This window comes from Rhodocyclaceae bacterium (genome assembly GCA_020248265.1).
Classification (GTDB): Bacteria; Pseudomonadota; Gammaproteobacteria; order Burkholderiales; family CAIKXV01; genus CAIKXV01.
In genome coordinates this window covers 1-17,389 of the sequence record JADCHX010000021.1, presented here as the reverse complement: position 1 = coordinate 17,389, position 17,389 = coordinate 1, and the positions used below count along the sequence as shown (strand labels likewise).

The 17,389-nt window shown below is 67.8% G+C and carries 22 protein-coding genes; 6 read left to right on the top strand and 16 right to left on the bottom strand.

What is annotated here, in order from left to right:
• Nucleotides 1-7: 7 nt before the first annotated feature.
• Both ING98_17010 and ING98_17005 read right to left on the bottom strand, forming a co-directional pair.
• Nucleotides 8-346: a type II toxin-antitoxin system PemK/MazF family toxin gene (locus ING98_17010; GenBank protein ID MCA3103570.1), complete on the bottom strand. Its 339-nt coding sequence runs from the start codon at nt 344-346 to the stop codon at nt 8-10.
• On the bottom strand, nt 336-566 hold the full coding sequence (locus ING98_17005; GenBank protein ID MCA3103569.1) for a type II toxin-antitoxin system PrlF family antitoxin: 231 nt from the start codon (nt 564-566) through the stop codon (nt 336-338). The genes ING98_17010 and ING98_17005 overlap by 11 nt, the downstream gene beginning before the upstream one ends.
• A gap of 92 nt (nt 567-658) precedes the next feature.
• Between ING98_17005 and ING98_17000 the strand changes: the two genes are divergently transcribed.
• Nucleotides 659-1,183, top strand: coding sequence for a class I SAM-dependent methyltransferase (locus ING98_17000; GenBank protein MCA3103568.1), 525 nt, complete (start codon nt 659-661; stop codon nt 1,181-1,183).
• Between the two features lie 30 nt (nt 1,184-1,213).
• Here the strand turns inward: ING98_17000 and ING98_16995 are convergent, their stop codons facing one another.
• From ING98_16995 to acnA, 6 genes are all read right to left on the bottom strand, one after another.
• Nucleotides 1,214-2,203 (bottom strand): tripartite tricarboxylate transporter substrate binding protein, encoded by a 990-nt coding sequence (locus ING98_16995; GenBank protein ID MCA3103567.1) that lies wholly within the window; start codon nt 2,201-2,203, stop codon nt 1,214-1,216.
• 67 nt (nt 2,204-2,270) lie between these two features.
• A complete protein-coding gene (locus ING98_16990) occupies nt 2,271-3,236 on the bottom strand; it encodes a tripartite tricarboxylate transporter substrate binding protein (protein MCA3103566.1) in 966 nt (321 codons plus the stop codon).
• A 164-nt stretch (nt 3,237-3,400) separates the two neighbouring features.
• Complete coding sequence (locus ING98_16985; GenBank protein MCA3103565.1) at nt 3,401-3,841, bottom strand: type II toxin-antitoxin system VapC family toxin; 441 nt, start codon at nt 3,839-3,841, stop codon at nt 3,401-3,403.
• A gap of 8 nt (nt 3,842-3,849) precedes the next feature.
• Entirely contained in the window at nt 3,850-4,107 is a 258-nt protein-coding gene (locus tag ING98_16980; protein ID MCA3103564.1) for a type II toxin-antitoxin system Phd/YefM family antitoxin, read from the bottom strand.
• 176 nt (nt 4,108-4,283) lie between these two features.
• Nucleotides 4,284-5,279, bottom strand: a complete 996-nt coding sequence (locus tag ING98_16975) for a tripartite tricarboxylate transporter substrate binding protein (GenBank protein ID MCA3103563.1) — start codon at nt 5,277-5,279, stop codon at nt 4,284-4,286.
• A complete protein-coding gene (gene acnA / locus ING98_16970) occupies nt 5,276-7,996 on the bottom strand; it encodes an aconitate hydratase AcnA (protein MCA3103562.1) in 2,721 nt (906 codons plus the stop codon). Before acnA ends, ING98_16975 begins: the two co-directional genes overlap by 4 nt.
• A 156-nt stretch (nt 7,997-8,152) precedes the next feature.
• Between acnA and ING98_16965 the strand changes: the two genes are divergently transcribed.
• Entirely contained in the window at nt 8,153-9,277 is a 1,125-nt protein-coding gene (locus ING98_16965) for a 5-methyltetrahydropteroyltriglutamate--homocysteine S-methyltransferase (protein MCA3103561.1), read from the top strand.
• 2 nt (nt 9,278-9,279) lie between these two features.
• Nucleotides 9,280-10,257, top strand: a complete 978-nt coding sequence (locus tag ING98_16960) for a tripartite tricarboxylate transporter substrate binding protein (GenBank protein ID MCA3103560.1) — start codon at nt 9,280-9,282, stop codon at nt 10,255-10,257.
• A 27-nt stretch (nt 10,258-10,284) separates the two neighbouring features.
• On the opposite strand, the gene ING98_16955 is transcribed toward ING98_16960, so the two are convergent.
• The 6 genes from ING98_16955 to ING98_16930 all read right to left on the bottom strand — a co-directional run bounded on the left by ING98_16955 (nt 10,285) and on the right by ING98_16930 (nt 14,008).
• Nucleotides 10,285-11,265 carry a tripartite tricarboxylate transporter substrate binding protein gene (locus tag ING98_16955; GenBank protein ID MCA3103559.1) on the bottom strand — a complete coding sequence of 327 codons (981 nt, stop codon included), beginning with the start codon at nt 11,263-11,265 and terminating at the stop codon, nt 10,285-10,287.
• A 135-nt stretch (nt 11,266-11,400) separates the two neighbouring features.
• Nucleotides 11,401-11,814 carry a type II toxin-antitoxin system VapC family toxin gene (locus tag ING98_16950; GenBank protein ID MCA3103558.1) on the bottom strand — a complete coding sequence of 138 codons (414 nt, stop codon included), beginning with the start codon at nt 11,812-11,814 and terminating at the stop codon, nt 11,401-11,403.
• Nucleotides 11,815-12,048: a ribbon-helix-helix protein, CopG family gene (locus ING98_16945; protein MCA3103557.1), complete on the bottom strand. Its 234-nt coding sequence runs from the start codon at nt 12,046-12,048 to the stop codon at nt 11,815-11,817. It lies immediately after the preceding gene.
• A gap of 99 nt (nt 12,049-12,147) precedes the next feature.
• Complete coding sequence (locus tag ING98_16940) at nt 12,148-12,543, bottom strand: type II toxin-antitoxin system VapC family toxin (GenBank protein MCA3103556.1); 396 nt, start codon at nt 12,541-12,543, stop codon at nt 12,148-12,150.
• 17 nt (nt 12,544-12,560) lie between these two features.
• Nucleotides 12,561-12,824 carry an AbrB/MazE/SpoVT family DNA-binding domain-containing protein gene (locus tag ING98_16935; GenBank protein MCA3103555.1) on the bottom strand — a complete coding sequence of 88 codons (264 nt, stop codon included), beginning with the start codon at nt 12,822-12,824 and terminating at the stop codon, nt 12,561-12,563.
• Between the two features lie 206 nt (nt 12,825-13,030).
• On the bottom strand, nt 13,031-14,008 hold the full coding sequence (locus ING98_16930; GenBank protein ID MCA3103554.1) for a WYL domain-containing protein: 978 nt from the start codon (nt 14,006-14,008) through the stop codon (nt 13,031-13,033).
• Nucleotides 14,009-14,197: 189 nt separating this feature from the next.
• Here ING98_16930 and ING98_16925 point away from each other — a divergent pair, with 189 nt between their 5' ends.
• Nucleotides 14,198-15,574: a VWA domain-containing protein gene (locus ING98_16925; GenBank protein MCA3103553.1), complete on the top strand. Its 1,377-nt coding sequence runs from the start codon at nt 14,198-14,200 to the stop codon at nt 15,572-15,574.
• 59 nt (nt 15,575-15,633) lie between these two features.
• Nucleotides 15,634-16,185 carry a SprT-like domain-containing protein gene (locus ING98_16920; GenBank protein ID MCA3103552.1) on the top strand — a complete coding sequence of 184 codons (552 nt, stop codon included), beginning with the start codon at nt 15,634-15,636 and terminating at the stop codon, nt 16,183-16,185.
• 23 nt (nt 16,186-16,208) lie between these two features.
• Here the strand turns inward: ING98_16920 and ING98_16915 are convergent, their stop codons facing one another.
• Both ING98_16915 and ING98_16910 read right to left on the bottom strand, forming a co-directional pair.
• Entirely contained in the window at nt 16,209-16,550 is a 342-nt protein-coding gene (locus tag ING98_16915; protein ID MCA3103551.1) for a type II toxin-antitoxin system RelE/ParE family toxin, read from the bottom strand.
• Nucleotides 16,550-16,825: a type II toxin-antitoxin system Phd/YefM family antitoxin gene (locus ING98_16910; protein ID MCA3103550.1), complete on the bottom strand. Its 276-nt coding sequence runs from the start codon at nt 16,823-16,825 to the stop codon at nt 16,550-16,552. Before ING98_16910 ends, ING98_16915 begins: the two co-directional genes overlap by 1 nt.
• A 214-nt stretch (nt 16,826-17,039) precedes the next feature.
• On the opposite strand from ING98_16910, the gene ING98_16905 reads away from it, so the two are divergent.
• Nucleotides 17,040-17,327 (top strand): hypothetical protein, encoded by a 288-nt coding sequence (locus ING98_16905; GenBank protein MCA3103549.1) that lies wholly within the window; start codon nt 17,040-17,042, stop codon nt 17,325-17,327.
• Nucleotides 17,328-17,389: the final 62 nt, after the last annotated feature.

Below are 17,389 nucleotides of genomic sequence, written 5' to 3'. Positions count from 1 at the left end.
GCAGTGATCAGTCACCCATCAACCGAGCCAATGCCCTGCGCACCGGCACGATGTCGTCCGACGAAAGACGTCCGACAACCCCGCGCACAAGGCGATGGTCGAGCGTGAACAGCTTGAATCGAACGCGAGACGGCGCTGGCAGTCCGGCTGCGGCCAGATCGGTCACCACGCAGTCGAGCGGCCAGGGCGAATTGTCCTGGGAAGTGATCATGGCCATTACCGCGTGGCCCGCCGCAGTGTTGAAGGCGTCCGCATCCGACAGGACAAGTGCCGGGCGATTCTTGCTGGCGTTCCGGTCGGTGAACGGAAACGGCACCCGAACCACCGCATAACGTTCAAAAGTCACGGTACGCTTTTTCGTCGGCAGCGCCTGCCCATTCCACCAGGGTGCCCTGCACCGCACGCAGATACTCGACATCCATCGGCTTAACACGCCGGACGACGGCAGTACCGTCCGTGCCCACTTCCCACGCGATCAGATCGCCGGGCGACACGTTCAGCGCGGCCCGGACATCCTGCGGGATCGTCGTCTGCCCTTTGGCAGTGATCTTTGCGATAGCCAGCATGGAAGGCTTCCCTGTAATGTCGTTCTTACTGTCATTACTTTACGCTTCTCCTCCCTGCCGTACCACCCAGACCTGGACGGGACGCCGCCTGCATGACCACCCACGTACCTGCTTCCCCCTCGCCCTGGGTGACCCGCTGGGGTGCCGAGGTCACCACCGGCCCTGTGCTGGACCTCGCCTGCGGCAGCGGTCGTCACGCCCGCTGGTTCGCCGCGCGCGGCCTGCTGGTGGTCGCGGTCGATCGCCAGCGGCCCGGCACGGGAGGACCGGACGATCTGTGCAACCTGCCCGGCGTCGAGTTCATCGAGGCCGACCTCGAAGACGGCAGCCCGTGGCCGCTGGGCGAGCGGCGCTTCGCCGCGATCGTGGTCACGAACTACCTGCACCGTCCGCTGTTCCCGCGGATCGCAGGCGCGCTCGCCGAGGGCGGACTGCTGATCTACGAGACGTTCATGGTCGGCAACGAGCGCTTCGGCCGCCCGACGAATCCTGAGTTCCTGCTGCGGCCGGGCGAGCTGCGCGAGGCGTTCTCCGGGCTGACGGTGGTCGCGTTCGAAGAGGGCGAAGTCGACCGTCCGAAGCCTGCGTTGGTGCAGCGGATCGCCGCCCGGCGATGACGTCCGGTGCGCCCCGCCGCTGCGCCCTGCCTACTCCGCCGGCTTGCGCATCGTCCGGATCGCCTCGCTCACCCGTCGCGCGTCCACCTCGAGGAACTTCTGGAACTCCGGCGAATCCTGGAAGGCCACCGGCGTCAGCACCCTGGACATCGCCGACCGGTATTCCTCGCCGGTGACCACCTGGCGCACCGCGTCGCGCAACTGGCGCACGACCGGCTCGGGCGTGCCGCGTACTGCGAAGACCCCCGTCCAGTTGTAGAACTCGGCCTTGTAGCCCAGCTCGATCAGCGTCGGCACATCCGGGTAGAGCGCATTGCGTTCAGCACCCCAGGTGCCGTAGACACGCACCTTGCCGGCCTTCACATGCGGCGAGGACAGGGCAGGCGAGGCGGCAAGCATGGTGGCATGCCCGCCGAGCACCGCCGCCATCGCAGGCGCACCGCCCACATACGGAACATCCTGCAGCCGGATGCCCGCCGCAGTGGCGAAGATCTCCATCGCCGTATGCTGGGGCGCATACAGGCCCGAGTGCGCATAGAACATCTCGCCCGGCCGCTTGCGCGCGGCGGCCACCAGTTCCTTCACCGAGCGCCACTGCGCCGCCGGGTTGGCCACCAGCAGCGGTGGATCGGCGGTGAGACGCGCGATCGGGATGAACTGCTCGCGGGTGAAGGCCTGCGGCCGCTTGAACAGCGCATCGACCTCGGGCACCGTGCTGAACGAGGAGATGGTCACCAGCAGCGTGTAGCCGTCGGGCTTCGATGCAGCCGCCGCGGCGGTGCCGATCGCACCTGCGGCCCCGGGACGGTTGGTGACGATGACCGGCTGCTTGAACAGACGGTCGAGCTGGTTCGCCAGCGGCCGGGCGACGATGTCGCCCGCGCCACCGGGCGGGAATGGCACGATCAGCGTAATCGGCCGCGACGGCCAGGTCTCCTGAGCGTGCACCAGACCGGCGATTGCGGGGGCAAATGCGATCAACAACGTGCGCAGTGCTGCGGCGCCGGTTCTCACGTTCATCTTCAGACCTCAGGATTGGGCACGCTCAGCCAGCCGCGCCCGTTCAGGAGCGTTCCGTCCGCAAAGGTCACTCGCCAACGACGTTCCCCGCCTTGATCACCTTCGCCCACTTCGCGGTCTCGACTTCCATCAGCTTCGCGAACTCGGCGGTGGTTCGGCGCGACGTCACCACGCCCTGCTCGTCGAGACGGCGCACCATGTCGGGCATCTCGAGCAGCGCGTTGATCGCACCATGCATCTGGCCGATGATGCCCGCCGGCGTGGCGCGCGGCGCGAACAGGCCGAACCAGATCTGCGACTCGTAGCCCGGCAGGCCCGACTCGTTGATGGTGGGCACGTCGGGGAAGGCCGGGTTGCGCTTCGGCCCGCCCATGGCGATCAGGCGCAGCCGGCCGCTCTTGATGAACGGCAGCGCGCCAGGCAGAGAGCCGATCTGCAACTGCGAGTTGCCAGCCACGTTGTCGGCGAGCGCCGGCCCGCCACCCTTGAACGGCACATGCGTCATCCGGGTCTTCGACAGCAGCATGAACAGTTCGGTGTTCAGGTGCGGGAAGCCGCCGATGCCCGACGAGGCATAGTTGATCTCGCCTGGCCGCTTGCGCGCGAGCGCGATCAGTTCCTTCACGTTGGCCGCCGGAAAGCTCGGATGCACCACCAGCGCGCTGTCGCTGGTGCCGATCATCGCCACTGGCGCGAAGCTGTTGACGAGGTCGACCTTCGCCTTCTGGATGATGAAGCCGTAGCCGGTGGAGGTGAGCATCCAGGTGTAGCCGTCGGGCGCGGCCGCCGAGGCGAACTCCAGGCCGACGATCGACCCAGCACCGGCGCGGTTCTCGATCACCACGTTCTGCCCGAAGCGCTTCGACAGGTCGGACGCGAGCAGGCGACCGACGATGTCGGTACTGCCCCCGGGCGCCCAGGGCACGATGATGCGCATGGGCTTCTCGGGCCAGGATTGCGCCAGGGCGGGCGCTGCGGCGAAGGCTGCAGCGACGGCGGCAGCGAGGGCGGTGACGAACGAAGAGGCAGACATGTGCGGAAGACCTGTCGACGGATCACGTTGGAAGGATGGTACAGGGACGTACCGGGATACTGCTGAGAAGAGCAAGACGCAGGCCAACGACGCGTCCAGCGCCTCCCATCGACTGGCAGAATGCCTGTTGGCCGCCGGACACAGGCAGACACCGATACGTCGCCTCACCGTTTTCGTCGCGCTGTGCCTGACTGGTAGGCGCTGTCTTTGAACGGGTCGAAGACGGACACACCGAACACACGGAAATCCGCAACGTTTCGGGTCACCACCGTCAATCCATGCACGAGCGCAGTAGCTGCGATCAATGCGTCCTCGAGCAGCGTGTCGGAGCGCCTGTGCATGAGGCGGCCCCAGGCGCGACAGACGGCGCCATCCAGTGGCAGGACGTTCCAGGCCACGGCCAACTGTTCGAGCCAGCCCTCTATTTCGGCTGCTTTCACCAGATCCTGCACCCGCGTCAGCTCGATGCCAGCCTGAAGCTCTCCAAGCGTCATTGCACTCAGAAAGAGCTCGGACTCATCCACGGTTTCCAGCCAGGCTACAACCGCGAGGCTCGGCCGCGGGCGACGTAGCTCCGAGACGACGTTCGTGTCGATCAGGAACATCCGGCTTCCTACAACGAGTCGACTGGAGTACGACGCCGCGCACTACCGCGGTCGGGTAACCGGAACTCGTGGCGGGCCTCGTCGCTCAGCAGCAACTGCTTGATCGAAGGGCGTGCTGCGGATTGCAGCCGCCGCCATTCCTTCACAGGAACGAGCACCGCGGCTTCAACCCCGCGACGCGTGACGAGTTGCGGTCCCCCATTGAGACAGGCATCCAGCATCTCGCTGAACCGCGCCTTTGCGTCCTGCACAGGCCAGGATTCCATCACGCCTCCCGCTACTATCTGACCATACGACTGACTAGTCTAGCAGCGAGGGGCTGAGGGAGCGATCCGGGAATGCTTGGCTTATCGCCGGAAACAGGCCTCCCGGCCACACCTGGAGGGGGGGGTTGCGCACACACTGCGGAATTGTGATCCAGCCCTTAGCCGCCCCGGCCGATCTACTCCCCCTTCAACCCCGCCGCCTTCACCGCCTTCGCCCAGCGGTCTATGTCCTTCACCAGCAGCTCCGCGAACTGCTCCGGCGTCCCCGGCACGGCATCGACGCCCAGCTCACCCAGCCGCTCGCGCATGCCATCGGCGGTGAGGATGCGGTTCACTTCCGTGTTGAGCCGCGTGACCAGCGGCCGCGGCAGGCCGGCCGGTGCGAACAGGCCGATCCAGAAGTCCGCCTCGAAACCGGGCAGGCCCGACTCCCCGGCGGTGGGCACGATCGGCAGCGCGGGGCTGCGCCGCGGCCCGTTGATCGAGATCGGGCGCAGGCGTCCGGCCTTTATGAACGACAGCGCCGACGCGACACCGGTGAACATGATCTCGGTCTCGCCGGTCAGCGTCGCGCTCACGCCGGGCGTACTACCCTTGTACGGCACGTGCAGGACGTCTACCCCCGACAGGTGCTGGAACAGCGCCGCCGACAGGTGCGGCGAGCTGCCCACGCCAGCCGATGCGTACTTGATCGCCCCGGGCTTCTTCTTCGCCAGTGCGATCACGTCGGCGATGGTCTTCACCGGCAGCGACGGGTGGGCGACCAGCACGCTGGTCGAGTAGCCGAAGTTGGCCACCGCCACGAAGTTGCGCACCGGGTCGTAGGACAGCTTCGGGTACAGCGCCGGGTTGATCGCCATGATGCCGGTGCCGCTGACGATCAGCGTGCCACCATTGGGCGCGGCCTTGAGCGCGGCCTCGGTGCCGATGATGCCGTTCGCGCCGGGACGGTTCTCGATCACCACGGTCACGCCCAGCGCATCGCCCAGCCGCTGGCCGATCAGGCGCGCGAGCGTGTCGGTAGAGCCGCCAGCCGCCTGCGGCACCATGAACAGGACCGACTTCACCGGGTAGTCGAACTGAGCGGACTGCGCAGGCTGCGCGAGGGCAGTGCCCGCGCAGGGCGCCAGCAGCAGGAAGGCAGCAGCGGAACGAAGATCAAGACGATTCATCGCGGAGTCTCCAGGAACTTGCGCAGCACGTGCTGGACGATGCCGCCATGCCGGTAGTAGTCGACCTCCAGCCGGGTATCGAGCCGGGCGGTCAGCGTGATCGGGGTGCGCGTGCCATCGGGGCGGACGATGGTGCAGGCCACCGCTGCCTTGGTGCCCTGCGCGGCGGCGACTGTATCCATGTCGAAGGTCTCGTGGCCGGTGAGCCCGAGCGTCCTGCGCGTGGTGCCCTCCGGAAGCTGCAGCGGCAGCACGCCCATGCCGACCAGGTTCGAGCGATGGATGCGCTCGAACGATTCGGCGATCACCGCGCGGATGCCGAGCAGCGCGGTGCCCTTGGCCGCCCAGTCGCGCGACGAGCCAGCACCGTACTCGCGCCCGGCGACCACCACCAGCGGCACGCCGTCTGCGCGATAGCGCTCGGCGGCCTCGTGCACCGACATCGCCTCACCCGAGGGCATATGCAACGTTGAAGTGCCCTCGACCCCCGGCGTGAGTTCGTTGCGCAGGCGCAGGTTGGCGAAGGTGCCGCGCACCATCACCTCGTGGTTCAGCCGCCGCGCCGCATAGTTCACGAAGTCGTTCGGCGCGACGCCGAGCGACTGCAGGAAGCGTCCGGCAGGGCCGTTGGCCGGAATCGCGCCGATCGGCGAGATGTGGTCGGTGGTTACCATGTCGCCCAGCATCAGCAGCATGCGTGCGCCCGTGATCGGCTGCACGGGCTGCGGCACCGGCGGCATGCCCTCGAAGAACGGCGGGCGGATGATGAAGTGGCTGCCGGCACGCCAGTCGTGGCGCGGCGTGTCCGGTGCCTGCAGCGCCTGCCACTGCGGCGTGCCGTCGAGGATGTGGCGGTAGCGTTCGATGAACAGCCCCGCGTCGAGCGTCGCATGCAGCACCCCGCGCACGTCATCGGCATCGGGCCAGATCTCGCGCAGGTAGACCGGCTGGCCGTTCGGGTCGGTGCCCAGCGGCTCGCGGGTGAGGTCGCGGGTGACGGTGCCCGCGATCGCACAGGCAACCACCAGCGGCGGGGAAGCCAGGAAGTTCGCACGCACGCTCGGATGGATGCGCGCATCGAAGTTGCGGTTGCCCGAGAGCACCGCCACCGTCGCCAGATGTGACGCGTCGATCGCCTCGTGCACCGGCCCGGCCAGCGGGCCGGAGTTGCCCATGCAGGTCATGCAGCCGAAGCCCGTCACGTGGAAGCCGAGCGCGTCGAGGTCTTCCTGCAGTCCGCTGCGCGCGAGGTAGTCGGCCACCACGCGCGAACCGGGCGACAGCGAGGTCTTCACCCGCGCCGGCGGCTTCAGCCCGCGGCGCCGCGCATTGCGCGCGAGCAGGCCAGCGGCGAGCATCACCATCGGGTTCGAGGTGTTGGTGCAACTGGTGATCGCGGCGATCGTCACGTCGCCGTCGCCGAGCGTGTCGTCCATGCCGGCCAGCGGCACGCGGACGGGTGCAGCCGCAGCGGGCGCAGACGATGCCACCACCGACGCGAACGCCCCGGGCACCTGCGCCAGCGGCACCCGTGCATCCGGGCGCCCCGGCCCGGCCATGCAGGGCTCGATCGCCGCAAGGTCGATCTCCACCACCTGCGCATAGTCGGGCGGTGGCTGCGCCGTGTCGCGCCACAGCCCCTGTGCCTTGCAGTAGGCCTCGACCAGCGCCACCTGTGCCGGCGGCCGACCCGTGAGCGACAGGTAGGCGAGCGTCTCCGCATCGACCGGAAAGAAGCCCATGTTCGCGCCGTACTCGGGCGTCATGTTCGACAACGTCGCCCGCTCCGGCAGCGTGAGCGTGTCGACGCCCGGGCCGAAGAACTCCACCACCTTCGCGATCACCCCGTGCCGGCGCATCGCCTGCGTCACGGTGAGCGCGAGGTCGGTGGCGGTCGCACCCGCAGGCAGGCGCCCGACCAGGCGGCAGCCGACGACCTCGGGCATGAGGATCGAGATCGGCTCGCCGAGCGCGACCGTGCCGCCCTCGAGCCCGCCGACACCCCAGCCGACGACGCCAAGCGCATTGGTCATCGCGGTATGACTGTCCATCGCGATCAGCGAATCCGGGTACGCAAGGGTGCGGCCTTCTGCCTCGGCGGTGAACACCACGCTGGCGAGATACTCAAGGTTGATCTGGTGCAGGATGCCCGAGCCCGGCGGGAACACGCGCAGGTTGCCGAACGCGCGGCTGCCCCAGCGCAGGAACGCGTAGCGCTCGTGGTTCTGCTCGAACTCGCGCTGCGTGTTGAAGGCCAGCGCGTCCGCGCGCCCCTGCGCCTCCACCATCACCGAGTGGTCGACGATGAAGTCGAGCTGGATCTGCGGATTGATCCGCCGCGGGTCACCGCCGAGGTCGACCATCGCGTCGCGCATCGCCGCCATGTCGCCTAGCAGGGTGATGCCGGAGGAGTCGGGCATCATCATGCGCGCGGGACGGAAGCCGATCTCGCAGTCCACCGGCCCGGCGGCACGCGCGTCGTTGCGATGGGCCAGCCAGCGCACGAGGTTGTCGAGGTCGTCGGGACCGGACTGGCCGAGGGCGCGCTGGCGCAGCAGGTTCTCTACCAGCACCTTGATCGTGAACGGCAGGCGCCCGAGGCCGGACAGGCCCGCGCCTTCGGCCGCCGGCAGGCTGATGTAGTCGTACTCGGTGCCGCCGACGGGCAGCGTGCGGCGCAGGGCGTTCGCGCCCTGCCTGGAGACCGCTGGGGTCATTCATCCTCCTCAGCGCAGGCGGCTGCGTCGATCGGTTCGACATCTGCGGCGCCTGCTGCGACGCGGAGATTCTAGCGCCTCACGGCCTGCGTATCGAACGGTCATGGGTTACATTGCCGACGAGTGAAACCGCACCGAGAAGACGAAGGGTAGAAGATGATTGCCGTGCCGCATGCCCCCCCGTTCCGCGCCGACCAGGTCGGCAGCCTGCTGCGGCCCGCCCATCTCATCGAAGCACGCGAGCAGCGCCGCAAGCGCCTGCTGTCGGACGACGAACTGCGCGTCATCGAGGACGAGGCCATCCGCGAAGTGGTCGCGCGGCAGGAAGCGGCCGGCCTGCGCGTGGTGAGCGACGGCGAGTTCCGCCGGCAGAACTACATCGTGGATTTCTTCCGCAAGGCGCTCGGATCGGGCGGCCTGAAGGCGGAGCCGGGCGACTTCGTCCATCGCAATGCCAGGGGCGACACCATCCCGGTCGAGAAGCTCGTCATCCACAAGCCGCTGCGCTGGACCGGTCCGATCTTCGCCGAACACCTCGCGTTCGTGCGCTCGATCACGCAGTGCACGCCGAAGATGACGGTGCCCTCGCCGATCGTGCTGCACTTCATGGGCGGCAACGATGCCATCCTGCGCGATGCCTACAGCTCGCTCGACGGCTTCTGGGCCGACGTGATCGAGGTCTACCGCCAGGAGTTCGCCGCGCTGCATGCCGCCGGCTGCACCTATCTGCAGATCGACGAGACCTCGCTGGTGAAGTTCGGCGACCCTGAGATACGGGCCGTTCTGGAACGGCGCGGCGAAGACTGGCGCAAGCTGGTCGAGACCTATGTCGAGGTGATCAACGCGGTGATCGCCACCGCACCAGCGGGCATGACCGTCGGCATCCATGTCTGCCGCGGCAACCGCCTCGGCTTCTGGCAGGCCGATGCCGGCTACGAGTTCATGGCCGACCAGCTGTTCCGGCGGCTCGATGCGCGCTTCTACTTCCTCGAGTTCGACAGCCCGCGCGCGGGCCCGATCGACGCGCTCAAGTACATGCCCGAGGACAAGACCGTGGCACTCGGCCTGGTAACGACCAAGTCGCCTGACCTCGAGCAGCCGGAGATGCTGCGCGCGCGCATCCAGGAGGCCTCGGCCTTCGTCTCGCTGGACCGGCTGTGCCTGAGCCCGCAGTGCGGCTTCTCCGGCAACGTCGGCAACACCGTGATGACGGCCGACCAGCAGTTCGCCAAGCTGCGCCTGCTGGTCGAGACCGCACGTTCGGTGTGGCCGGACGCCTGAGCATGGCGCCCCGCGCCCTGCTGATTGCCGCGACGCTCGGTGCAGTTGCGCTTGCATCCACGGCCGCGGCCGTGGCGCAGGCCTATCCGGCCAAGCCCATCCGGCTGATCATCCCGTTTCCGCCGGGCGGCGGCAGCGATGTCACCGGGCGCATCGTCGCGATGGCGATGAGCGAACGCCTCGGCACGCAGATGGTCGTCGACAACCGCGCCGGTGCCGGCGGCATCATCGGTACCGAACTGGCCGCCAATGCCGCGCGCGACGGCTATACGCTACTGGTGGCCTCGCTGGCCCACGTGGTGAGCCCGTGGCTGTACGACCTCAAGGGCCGTTTCGACCCGATCCGGTCGTTCGCGCCGGTGGCCATCGTGGCGGGCAGCCCGGTCGTGCTGGTGGTGCATCCCGGCGTACCCGCCCGGTCGGTAGCGGAGCTGCTCGCCCTCGCCAGGAAGAATCCGGGCAAGCTGCAGTACGCATCGGCGGGCGTGGGCAGCGTCAGCCACCTCGCGGCCGAGCTGTTCAACTACACCGCGAAGGTGGACATGCTGCACGTGCCCTATAAAGGTGCAGGCGCAGCGACCGTCGATGTCGTCGCGGGGCATGCGAACCTCACCTTCGGCGGCCTGCTCGCCACCGTGCCGCACGTACGGGCCGGCCGGCTGCGTGCGCTGGGGGTGGCATCCCTGCAACGCAACCCGATCCTGCCGGAAGTGCCCCCGATCGCGGAAGCCGGCGTCCCGGACTACGAAACGGTGAACTGGTTCGGGCTGCTCGCGCCTGCCGGCACCCCGGCGGCCATCGTCGAGCGCCTGCACCGGGAAGTCTCCGCAGTGCAGGAACTCCCAGACATCCGGAAGCAGCTCGACAACGACGGGGCGACGGTGCTGCGGATGACTCCTGCCCAGTTCGGCGCCTACATGGCCGCCGACATGGAGAAGTGGGGTCGTGTGGTGAAGGCCGCCGGCATCAAGGCGAACTGACCACGACCCCCGAGCGCCCCCGCCCGATCAGCCGATCACTTCCACCTTCGCCCGCCGCGCCACTGCGGTCCAGGTGGTGATCTGCGACTCGATCAGCTTGTTGAACTCCGCCCCGGTCACAGGGGCCTTCCGCGGCAGGGTCTGCAGGTCGTCCAGCCGCTTCATGATGTCCGGACGGGCGAGGATCTCGGGCATCAGCGTGGTGAGCCGCTGCGCGATCGGTGCCGGCAGGCCCTTCGGCGCGGACAGGCCCAGCCACTGCGAACCGGTGAGCGAGGGGAAGCCCGCCTCGGCGAAGGTCGGGATGTCGGGCAGGCCGGGCAGCCGCGCGGGCGTGGACACGGCCAGCGCGCGCAGCGAGCCGCCCTTGAGCTGGTCGACGTTGGTCGTGATCGGATCGAGCACGCTGTCGATCTGTCCGCCCAGGAGCTCAGCCAGCGCCGGCGCACTGCCCTGGTAGGGCACATGGTCGTGCATGGGTGCATTGCCTTCGATCTTCAGCATCTCGCCGAACAGGTGGTTCGCCGAACCGATGCCCGAAGAGCCGTAGCGCACCGGCTTCACCCGGGCCGCCGCGACGTAGTCGGCAAGCGTCTTGAACGGCGACTGCGGGCGCACCAGCAGCACCATCGGCGCCTCGACCAGCATCGCCATGTGGGTGAAGTCGGCGATCGCGTCGAACGGCATCTTGTTGCGCGTGGCGGTCGCATAGACATGCACCGATGCATGGCTCACCAGCAGCGAGTAGCCGTCCGGGTTCTGGCGCGCGGCGAAATCGGTGCCGACCAGGCCGCCCGCGCCGGGCCGGTTCTCGACCAGCACGGTCTGCGACAGGGCCTGCTGCAGGTGCGGCGCGATCAGCCGCGCGACGGTGTCGACGAGGCCGCCAGGCGGAAACTGGCAGATCAGCCGGATCGGGCCGCGCGTGGGCCAGGCCTGCGATTGGGCATTCGCCCAGGGGGCGATGAGCGATGCCGCGCCGGCGGCGAGCAGATCACGACGCTTCATGGAGTCTCCGGAAGATTTGCAGGAAAAGAGACCCGAGCCGCTGAAGGCGCGAGTCAGCCTTCAAACCTTCAGCAGGAGATGTGCCAGATTCTCACGGAGTCCGCGTCGCTCGTTCGTGCGATCGAGGACGAACGATCACAAGGCCGAACCGTCGTGCCAGTTCACCACCTCCAGCCCCGGCACCCTCGAGAACTCTGCCACGTTGCGCGTGACCAGTGCAGCACCGTGGCGCAGCGCGGTGGCTGCGATGAGCAGATCGTGCGGGCCGATGGGCTGTCCCGTCGCCTCGAGACGCGCACGCAAGGTCGCCGCGACCTGAGCGCACGCTTCGTCGAAATCGAGCACCTGAAGGGCCGCCAGGAAGGTGTCCAGCGCCTCGAGACGGGACTGTGCCGCTGCCGGCGCAAGCCGCATCAGGCCGTAGCGCAGTTCGTAGACGACCACACTGGGAACACCGATCCGCGCCGGAGGCAATGCGTGCATCCGGGGCACGACCTGCGGATCGCCCCGGAAGTAGTAGCTGATGGTGTTGGTATCGAGCGCGAACACTCAGAAACCGATTCGCGGAACGTCCGGCGGAAGTTGCGTATCCGGGCCGCGATCCTGAAGCGGGAAGTCGGGGAACGCACCGGCCAGCTGCCGGCATGCATCCGGCCAGGCGTCGCCTGCGTGACTGCGGATCGCCTGGGCGACCCAGCGGCTTCTGGACAGGCCCGAGGCCGAGGCTGCACGGGCCAGCAATGCGTCGGTTTCGTCGTCGAGGTACAGGGTGACTTGCGCCACGGCACACTCCAGACAAAGTATATGTGGAAGTGTATGTGTCCAGCCACCGTGCTGCAAGAAGGTTCTCCTGACACCGCACGCCAGAGCGCTTCACGCTGCTTATCGCGCTTGTTCCGTCCAATCCTCGATCGACAGCCCGGGCAACTGCGCAAACGCACGATCACTCGTCACCAGGACGGCGCCGATGCTCAATGCATGCGTGCCGATGAGGAGGTCCATGGATGCAAGCACCCGGCCCTGACCCTCGCTTGCGGCCCGGGCGCGTCCATAGCCCTCCGATGTCGCTGCGTCCCACGGCAGCACGTCGACCCGGCGCAGGAACTGCCACACCGCATCGTGGAGTGCCCTGGCGTCCGGGCGCCTGGCAAGACCGAAAAGCAGTTCGCCCTGCGTGATCGCGGAGATGCACAAGGCCGTGATCGGCGCCGCCACCAGCCGCTGCGTGACTGCCGGGTGTCTCCTCAGCAGATGGCTGACCGTGCTGGTGTCCAGCATGTAGCGGGAAACCGTCGTCACGCCGGCAGCCCATCCAGCGGATCCCGAGGCGACTGGCTGCCTTGGGCGCGCTCCGCTTCGCTGAGAAAATCCTCAGGCACATCCGTCGCCTGCACTGCGGCGAAGAAGCCATCCCACGTGGTCGGCTTGCGAGACAGGATCACGTCACCGCTCACGGGATCGCGCCGGATGAAGACTTCCTTGGTGTCGAACCGGAACGCAGCGGGCAGGCGCACGGCCTGACTGCGGCCATTCGTGAAGAGTTTTGCGGTCTGGGTCATTGCCTGCCTCCGGGGTACAGATTTCATTCCTCGAGTTTATGTACCCCAGCGGTATATATCAAGGCATATGCCAGCATCCGACTTATCGCGTACGGCTCCGGATGGCCTCCCGTTCGACCGAGAGACAGCAAGACTGACCGGTGATGGATCGCAACGCGGCGACGGAAAGCGCCCCTTGAACGGCGATTCCCAGCAGGTCGGCGATTTCAGCGCCGCCCATAAACCCGCCCCACCGCCCCCACCCGCTCCGTGACCTCCCGCCGCAATTCCTCCGGCCCCACCACCTCGCACTCCGCGCCGTACTTCATTACGTCCATCACCAGTTCCAGCTCGCTGGCATAGGGCAGCTCGAGCTCATAGCGTCCGTCCGCCAGATACGCACCCTTCTGCTGCGGATGCCAGACCTCGCACGCCACCCAGCGTGCGCGCTCGGCGCTGAAGCGCAGCTTCGCCACCTTCGTCGCCTTCCCGGAGAAGATGCCGTAGCCTGACCCCAGCACCTCGTCCAGCGTCGCCTCGGGCACGTCGTCGGCCTTCGTCGACAGCACGGTCGCGGCCTGGATGGCGTCGACCGAGAAGCTGCGCAGGTCGCCGCGCAGGTGGCACCAGGCGTCGAGGTACCAGTTGTCGCGGTAGTGCACCAGCCGCTGCGGCGACACCTCGCGCTCGGTGTCCTCGCCGCGCCCCCGGCTGCGGTAGCGCAGCTTCACGCGCCGCCGCTCGAGCAGCGTACCGGCGACCCGCTCGAAGTGCTCCAGCGCCGCACGCCGCGCGCCCATCGGCAGCACCTTCACCCGCCGGGCGATCTCACCGGCTGGATGGCCCGCGCCGCCGATCAGCGCCTGCAGCCGGTCGGCCAGCGGCTTGAGCTGGCGCGAGAGGAAGCCCGGCTGCAGCTCGCCGACGAGCCGCTGCATGGTGAGCAGCGCCAGCATCTCGCGCTCGTCGAGCCACAGGCCGGGAAGTTCGAAGCGCTGGCCGTCCGCACCCTGCGGACGCAGCCGGTAGACGCCATCGTCGCGATCCCAGTCGATCGGCGCATTGAAGCGGTCGCGCAGGTACTCGAGGTCGCGGTTGATGGTGGCGCGCGAGACCTCGAGCGTGTCCCTCAACTGCTGCAGCGACGCGCCCTGCGGCCGGCCTACCAGGCGGGTGATCGTGCGGAAGCGTTCGGTGCGATCCATGAATGGGAGCCCGGAGGTTTTCGACATCGCGACGTTCGGCGCGATGTCATGCTTGCATCATCCTAACAGCGGCGCTGCAGACCCGGAACCGGTTTGCGCACAGGGTGGGAAACGCCGTCCACCGCCCCACTGCCTCATCCCATGAGCCTGCCGGACGCGATCCTTCTCTGCCACACCCGAGGAGGTTCGATGTCCGCCAAACGTCTCGCTGCGTCCGCCCCCGTTCCTGCTACCGGTCCGCAGGTTGTCCTCACCCCCCTCAAGCCGGCCCTGATCGCCGGTCTCGCACACACCCTTCCGGTGCTGGTGCGGGTGCAGGCGCCCGATGCAGACCCGTCGGTCGTTCCGGTCCGGCAGCCGTACCACCTGTCGCTGGTGATCGACCGCTCCGGATCGATGAGCGGCAAGCCGCTGCAGGAAGCGGTGCGCTGTTCGAGCCACATCGTCGACCGCCTGCTGCCGACCGACGTCGCCTCGCTGGTGATGTTCGACCACAAGGCAACACTGCTCGCACCGGCGCAACCGGTCGGCGACCGGCGCGCGCTGCACCACGCGCTGGCCGGCATCCAGTGCGGCGGCAGCACCGACCTCTATGGCGGCTGGGCCACCGGTGCCGATTCACTGCTGCCGGGTGCCGCATCGGCGTCGATCGCGCGCATCATCCTGCTCACCGACGGCAACGCCAACAGCGGCGAGCTCACCGAAGCGCAGGCGATCGCCGAACGCTGCACGTCCGCGGCCACGCGCGGCATCACCACTTCCACCTACGGGCTGGGGCGCGACTTCAACGAGACGCTGATGATCGCGATGGCGCGCGCCGGCGGCGGCAACCACTACTACGGCGACACTGCCGCCGACCTGTTCGAGCCGTTCGCCGAAGAGTTCGATCTGATCTCGAACCTGTATGCGCGCCAGGTACGGCTGTCGATCGCGACCTGCCCCGGCGTCGGCATGAAGGTGCTCAACGACTATCCGATGGACGCACGCGCGGGCGTGCCGGCGATCAGCCTGCCGGACATCCCCTGGGGCGCCGAAGCCTGGGTGCTGGTCGAACTGTCGATCCCGGCCGGCTTCGAGCCTCTGCCCGGCATGCCGCTGCTGCAGGCCGGCGTCACCGGCACGAGCCTGGAGCGCGCACCGATCGCCTTCCCCGACGCCGTGCTCGCGATGGACACGGTGTCACCGCAGGTGTGGGACGCGCTCACTGCCGACAGCCTCGTGCATTCGCGACATGCCGAGGTCGAGGCGAGCCGCCTGCTCGAGCAGGCGCGCACCGCAGCGGAGGCCGACGACTGGGACCGGGTGCAGGCGCTGATCGACTCGGCCGGCCGCCGCTTCGGCGACCAGCCGTGGGTCAAGGAAGTGCTGGCCTCGCTCGAGCAGATCGCCGAGCAGCGCGACCAGGCGCGGTTCGGCAAGGAGTCGATGTACAGCGCGATGAAGATGCGCTCGCGGGTGGCATCGAAAGACGAGGGACAGTACAACTCGGTGCAGGAGGCGGTGATGCCGAGGTTCCTTCGCAGGGATGGATCGCAGGGGACGAAGGGCAGCAGAAGGCAACCGTGACAGGAACGGCTGGCAACACGCAGACGACAACCAGCCCTCACGCGACGCGCGAGGGCTGGTTGTTGCTCGCGAGCGACCTGCTCGCCCAGGAACTCTTCGCGCCGCACGGCTATCGCGTGCCGCGCGTGAAAGTCTCGGTGGGCTACGCAAGCACCGGCCTGCGCAGCAGCGCCATCGGGCAATGCTGGTCCCGGAAGAGTGCTGAAGACGACACGAACCACATCTTCATTTCCCCGTCCCTGGGCACCGCGTACGAAGTCATCGATACGCTCACCCACGAACTGGTCCACGCGGTGGATGACTGCGAGCACCGACACGGCAAGGCATTCAGGAAAATCGCGCTGGCCATCGGATTGCAAGGACCCATGCGCAGCGCCAGCGCCAGCCCCGCGCTCAAGACCCGCCTGGAGTCACTGCTTGCGAAGCTGCCTCCCTATCCGCACGGACGGCTGAAGGCCGTGCATCGGCGCCCGGCGTCCGTGCCACCGCCGAAAGCCGAGTGCGCGACGTGCGGCTACAAGGTCACCGTGCCCAGGCGCTTCCTGCACCTGGGGCCACCGATCTGCCCGATGCACGAGACGCCGATGAGGGAACTTGGGGATTGGGGTTGAAGGGGCGGCCAGGCGTGGGTAAGTCAAGCCCCCAACAGCCGCCGCGCCAGCACCGTCTGCATGTCCCGCCGGCCATCGACGATCAGGTACACCACCACCCGGTCGCCGATCACGCGATAGACGACCCGCCAGGGCTTGAACACCGCCTGCCGATAATCCCGGATACCCAGCACGGCGAGTTCCTTCGGATGCGCACCGCGCTCAGGGAAGCGCGCGAGCCCGTCGATGACGTCCATCAGTCGGTCGAGCAGACGACCCGCACTGGCCGGGTTGTCGGCTTCGCAGAGGTAGCCGTGGATGGACTCGAGGTCCTGCTCCGCGCCTCGCGTGAGCAGAACCTGGTATAGCCTCGACCCGCCGGCCATCAGGCCCCGGCTGACTTGGCCCGCAGGCGCGCGACCACATCCGCCACGGGCTTGACCCGCCCCGCGTCGACGTCCTGTTGCCCGAGCGCCAGAAGCTTGAGCAGCGCAAGGGTCTCCTGCGTCTCCTCGTACGACGCGACATCCTGCAATACCGCTCGCGCCTCACCGTTCTGCGTGATGACCAGCGGCTTGCGTTCCTCGGCGAGGTGGGCGAGCACCTCGGCCGCGTTGGCCTTGAGGTAACTGATGGGCTTCACCTGGGTCGAGTAGCGCATGGTCGTGCTCCGGCGGATAGGTCGGACTGAATATAGACCTTTTTCGGTTCGATCTACAAGCGGCACATTGCGTCGGGCCCTGGCTTCGCACTGGCAGCCCACATTGGTTCACCGCAGCATCAGCCCTGCGGAACCACATACCGACGCGTATGGATTCAGCGTGGTAACGTAAAAACCGTGGCGCCAGACCAGACCAAAAACAAGGACGACTCGCATGATCGAGCGCGTTACGGGACGAGGAGCGGTGGCGGCGTCGGTCTATCCGCGCAGCCGAACACCGCTGCATTCATCAGCCATCGGTTGCGCCTGCGGACTGCTGCTCCTGACGACGGGCCCGGCATTCTCCCAGGCGTTCCCCGCCAAACCGATTCGACTGGTCATTCCCTTCGCGGTCGGGGGCAGCAGCGATGCGAATGCGCGGATTGTCACCAACCGGCATATTCAGGCCACTCGATTTTCGGCATATTCAGGCCAGTACGCTGCCGTCACGAGCATCTCGTAGCGGGTTAATCTTGGTTGGATTTGGCCGTCTTGGCAAGGCTTCGGGGTCGAGCGCTCGGGGCG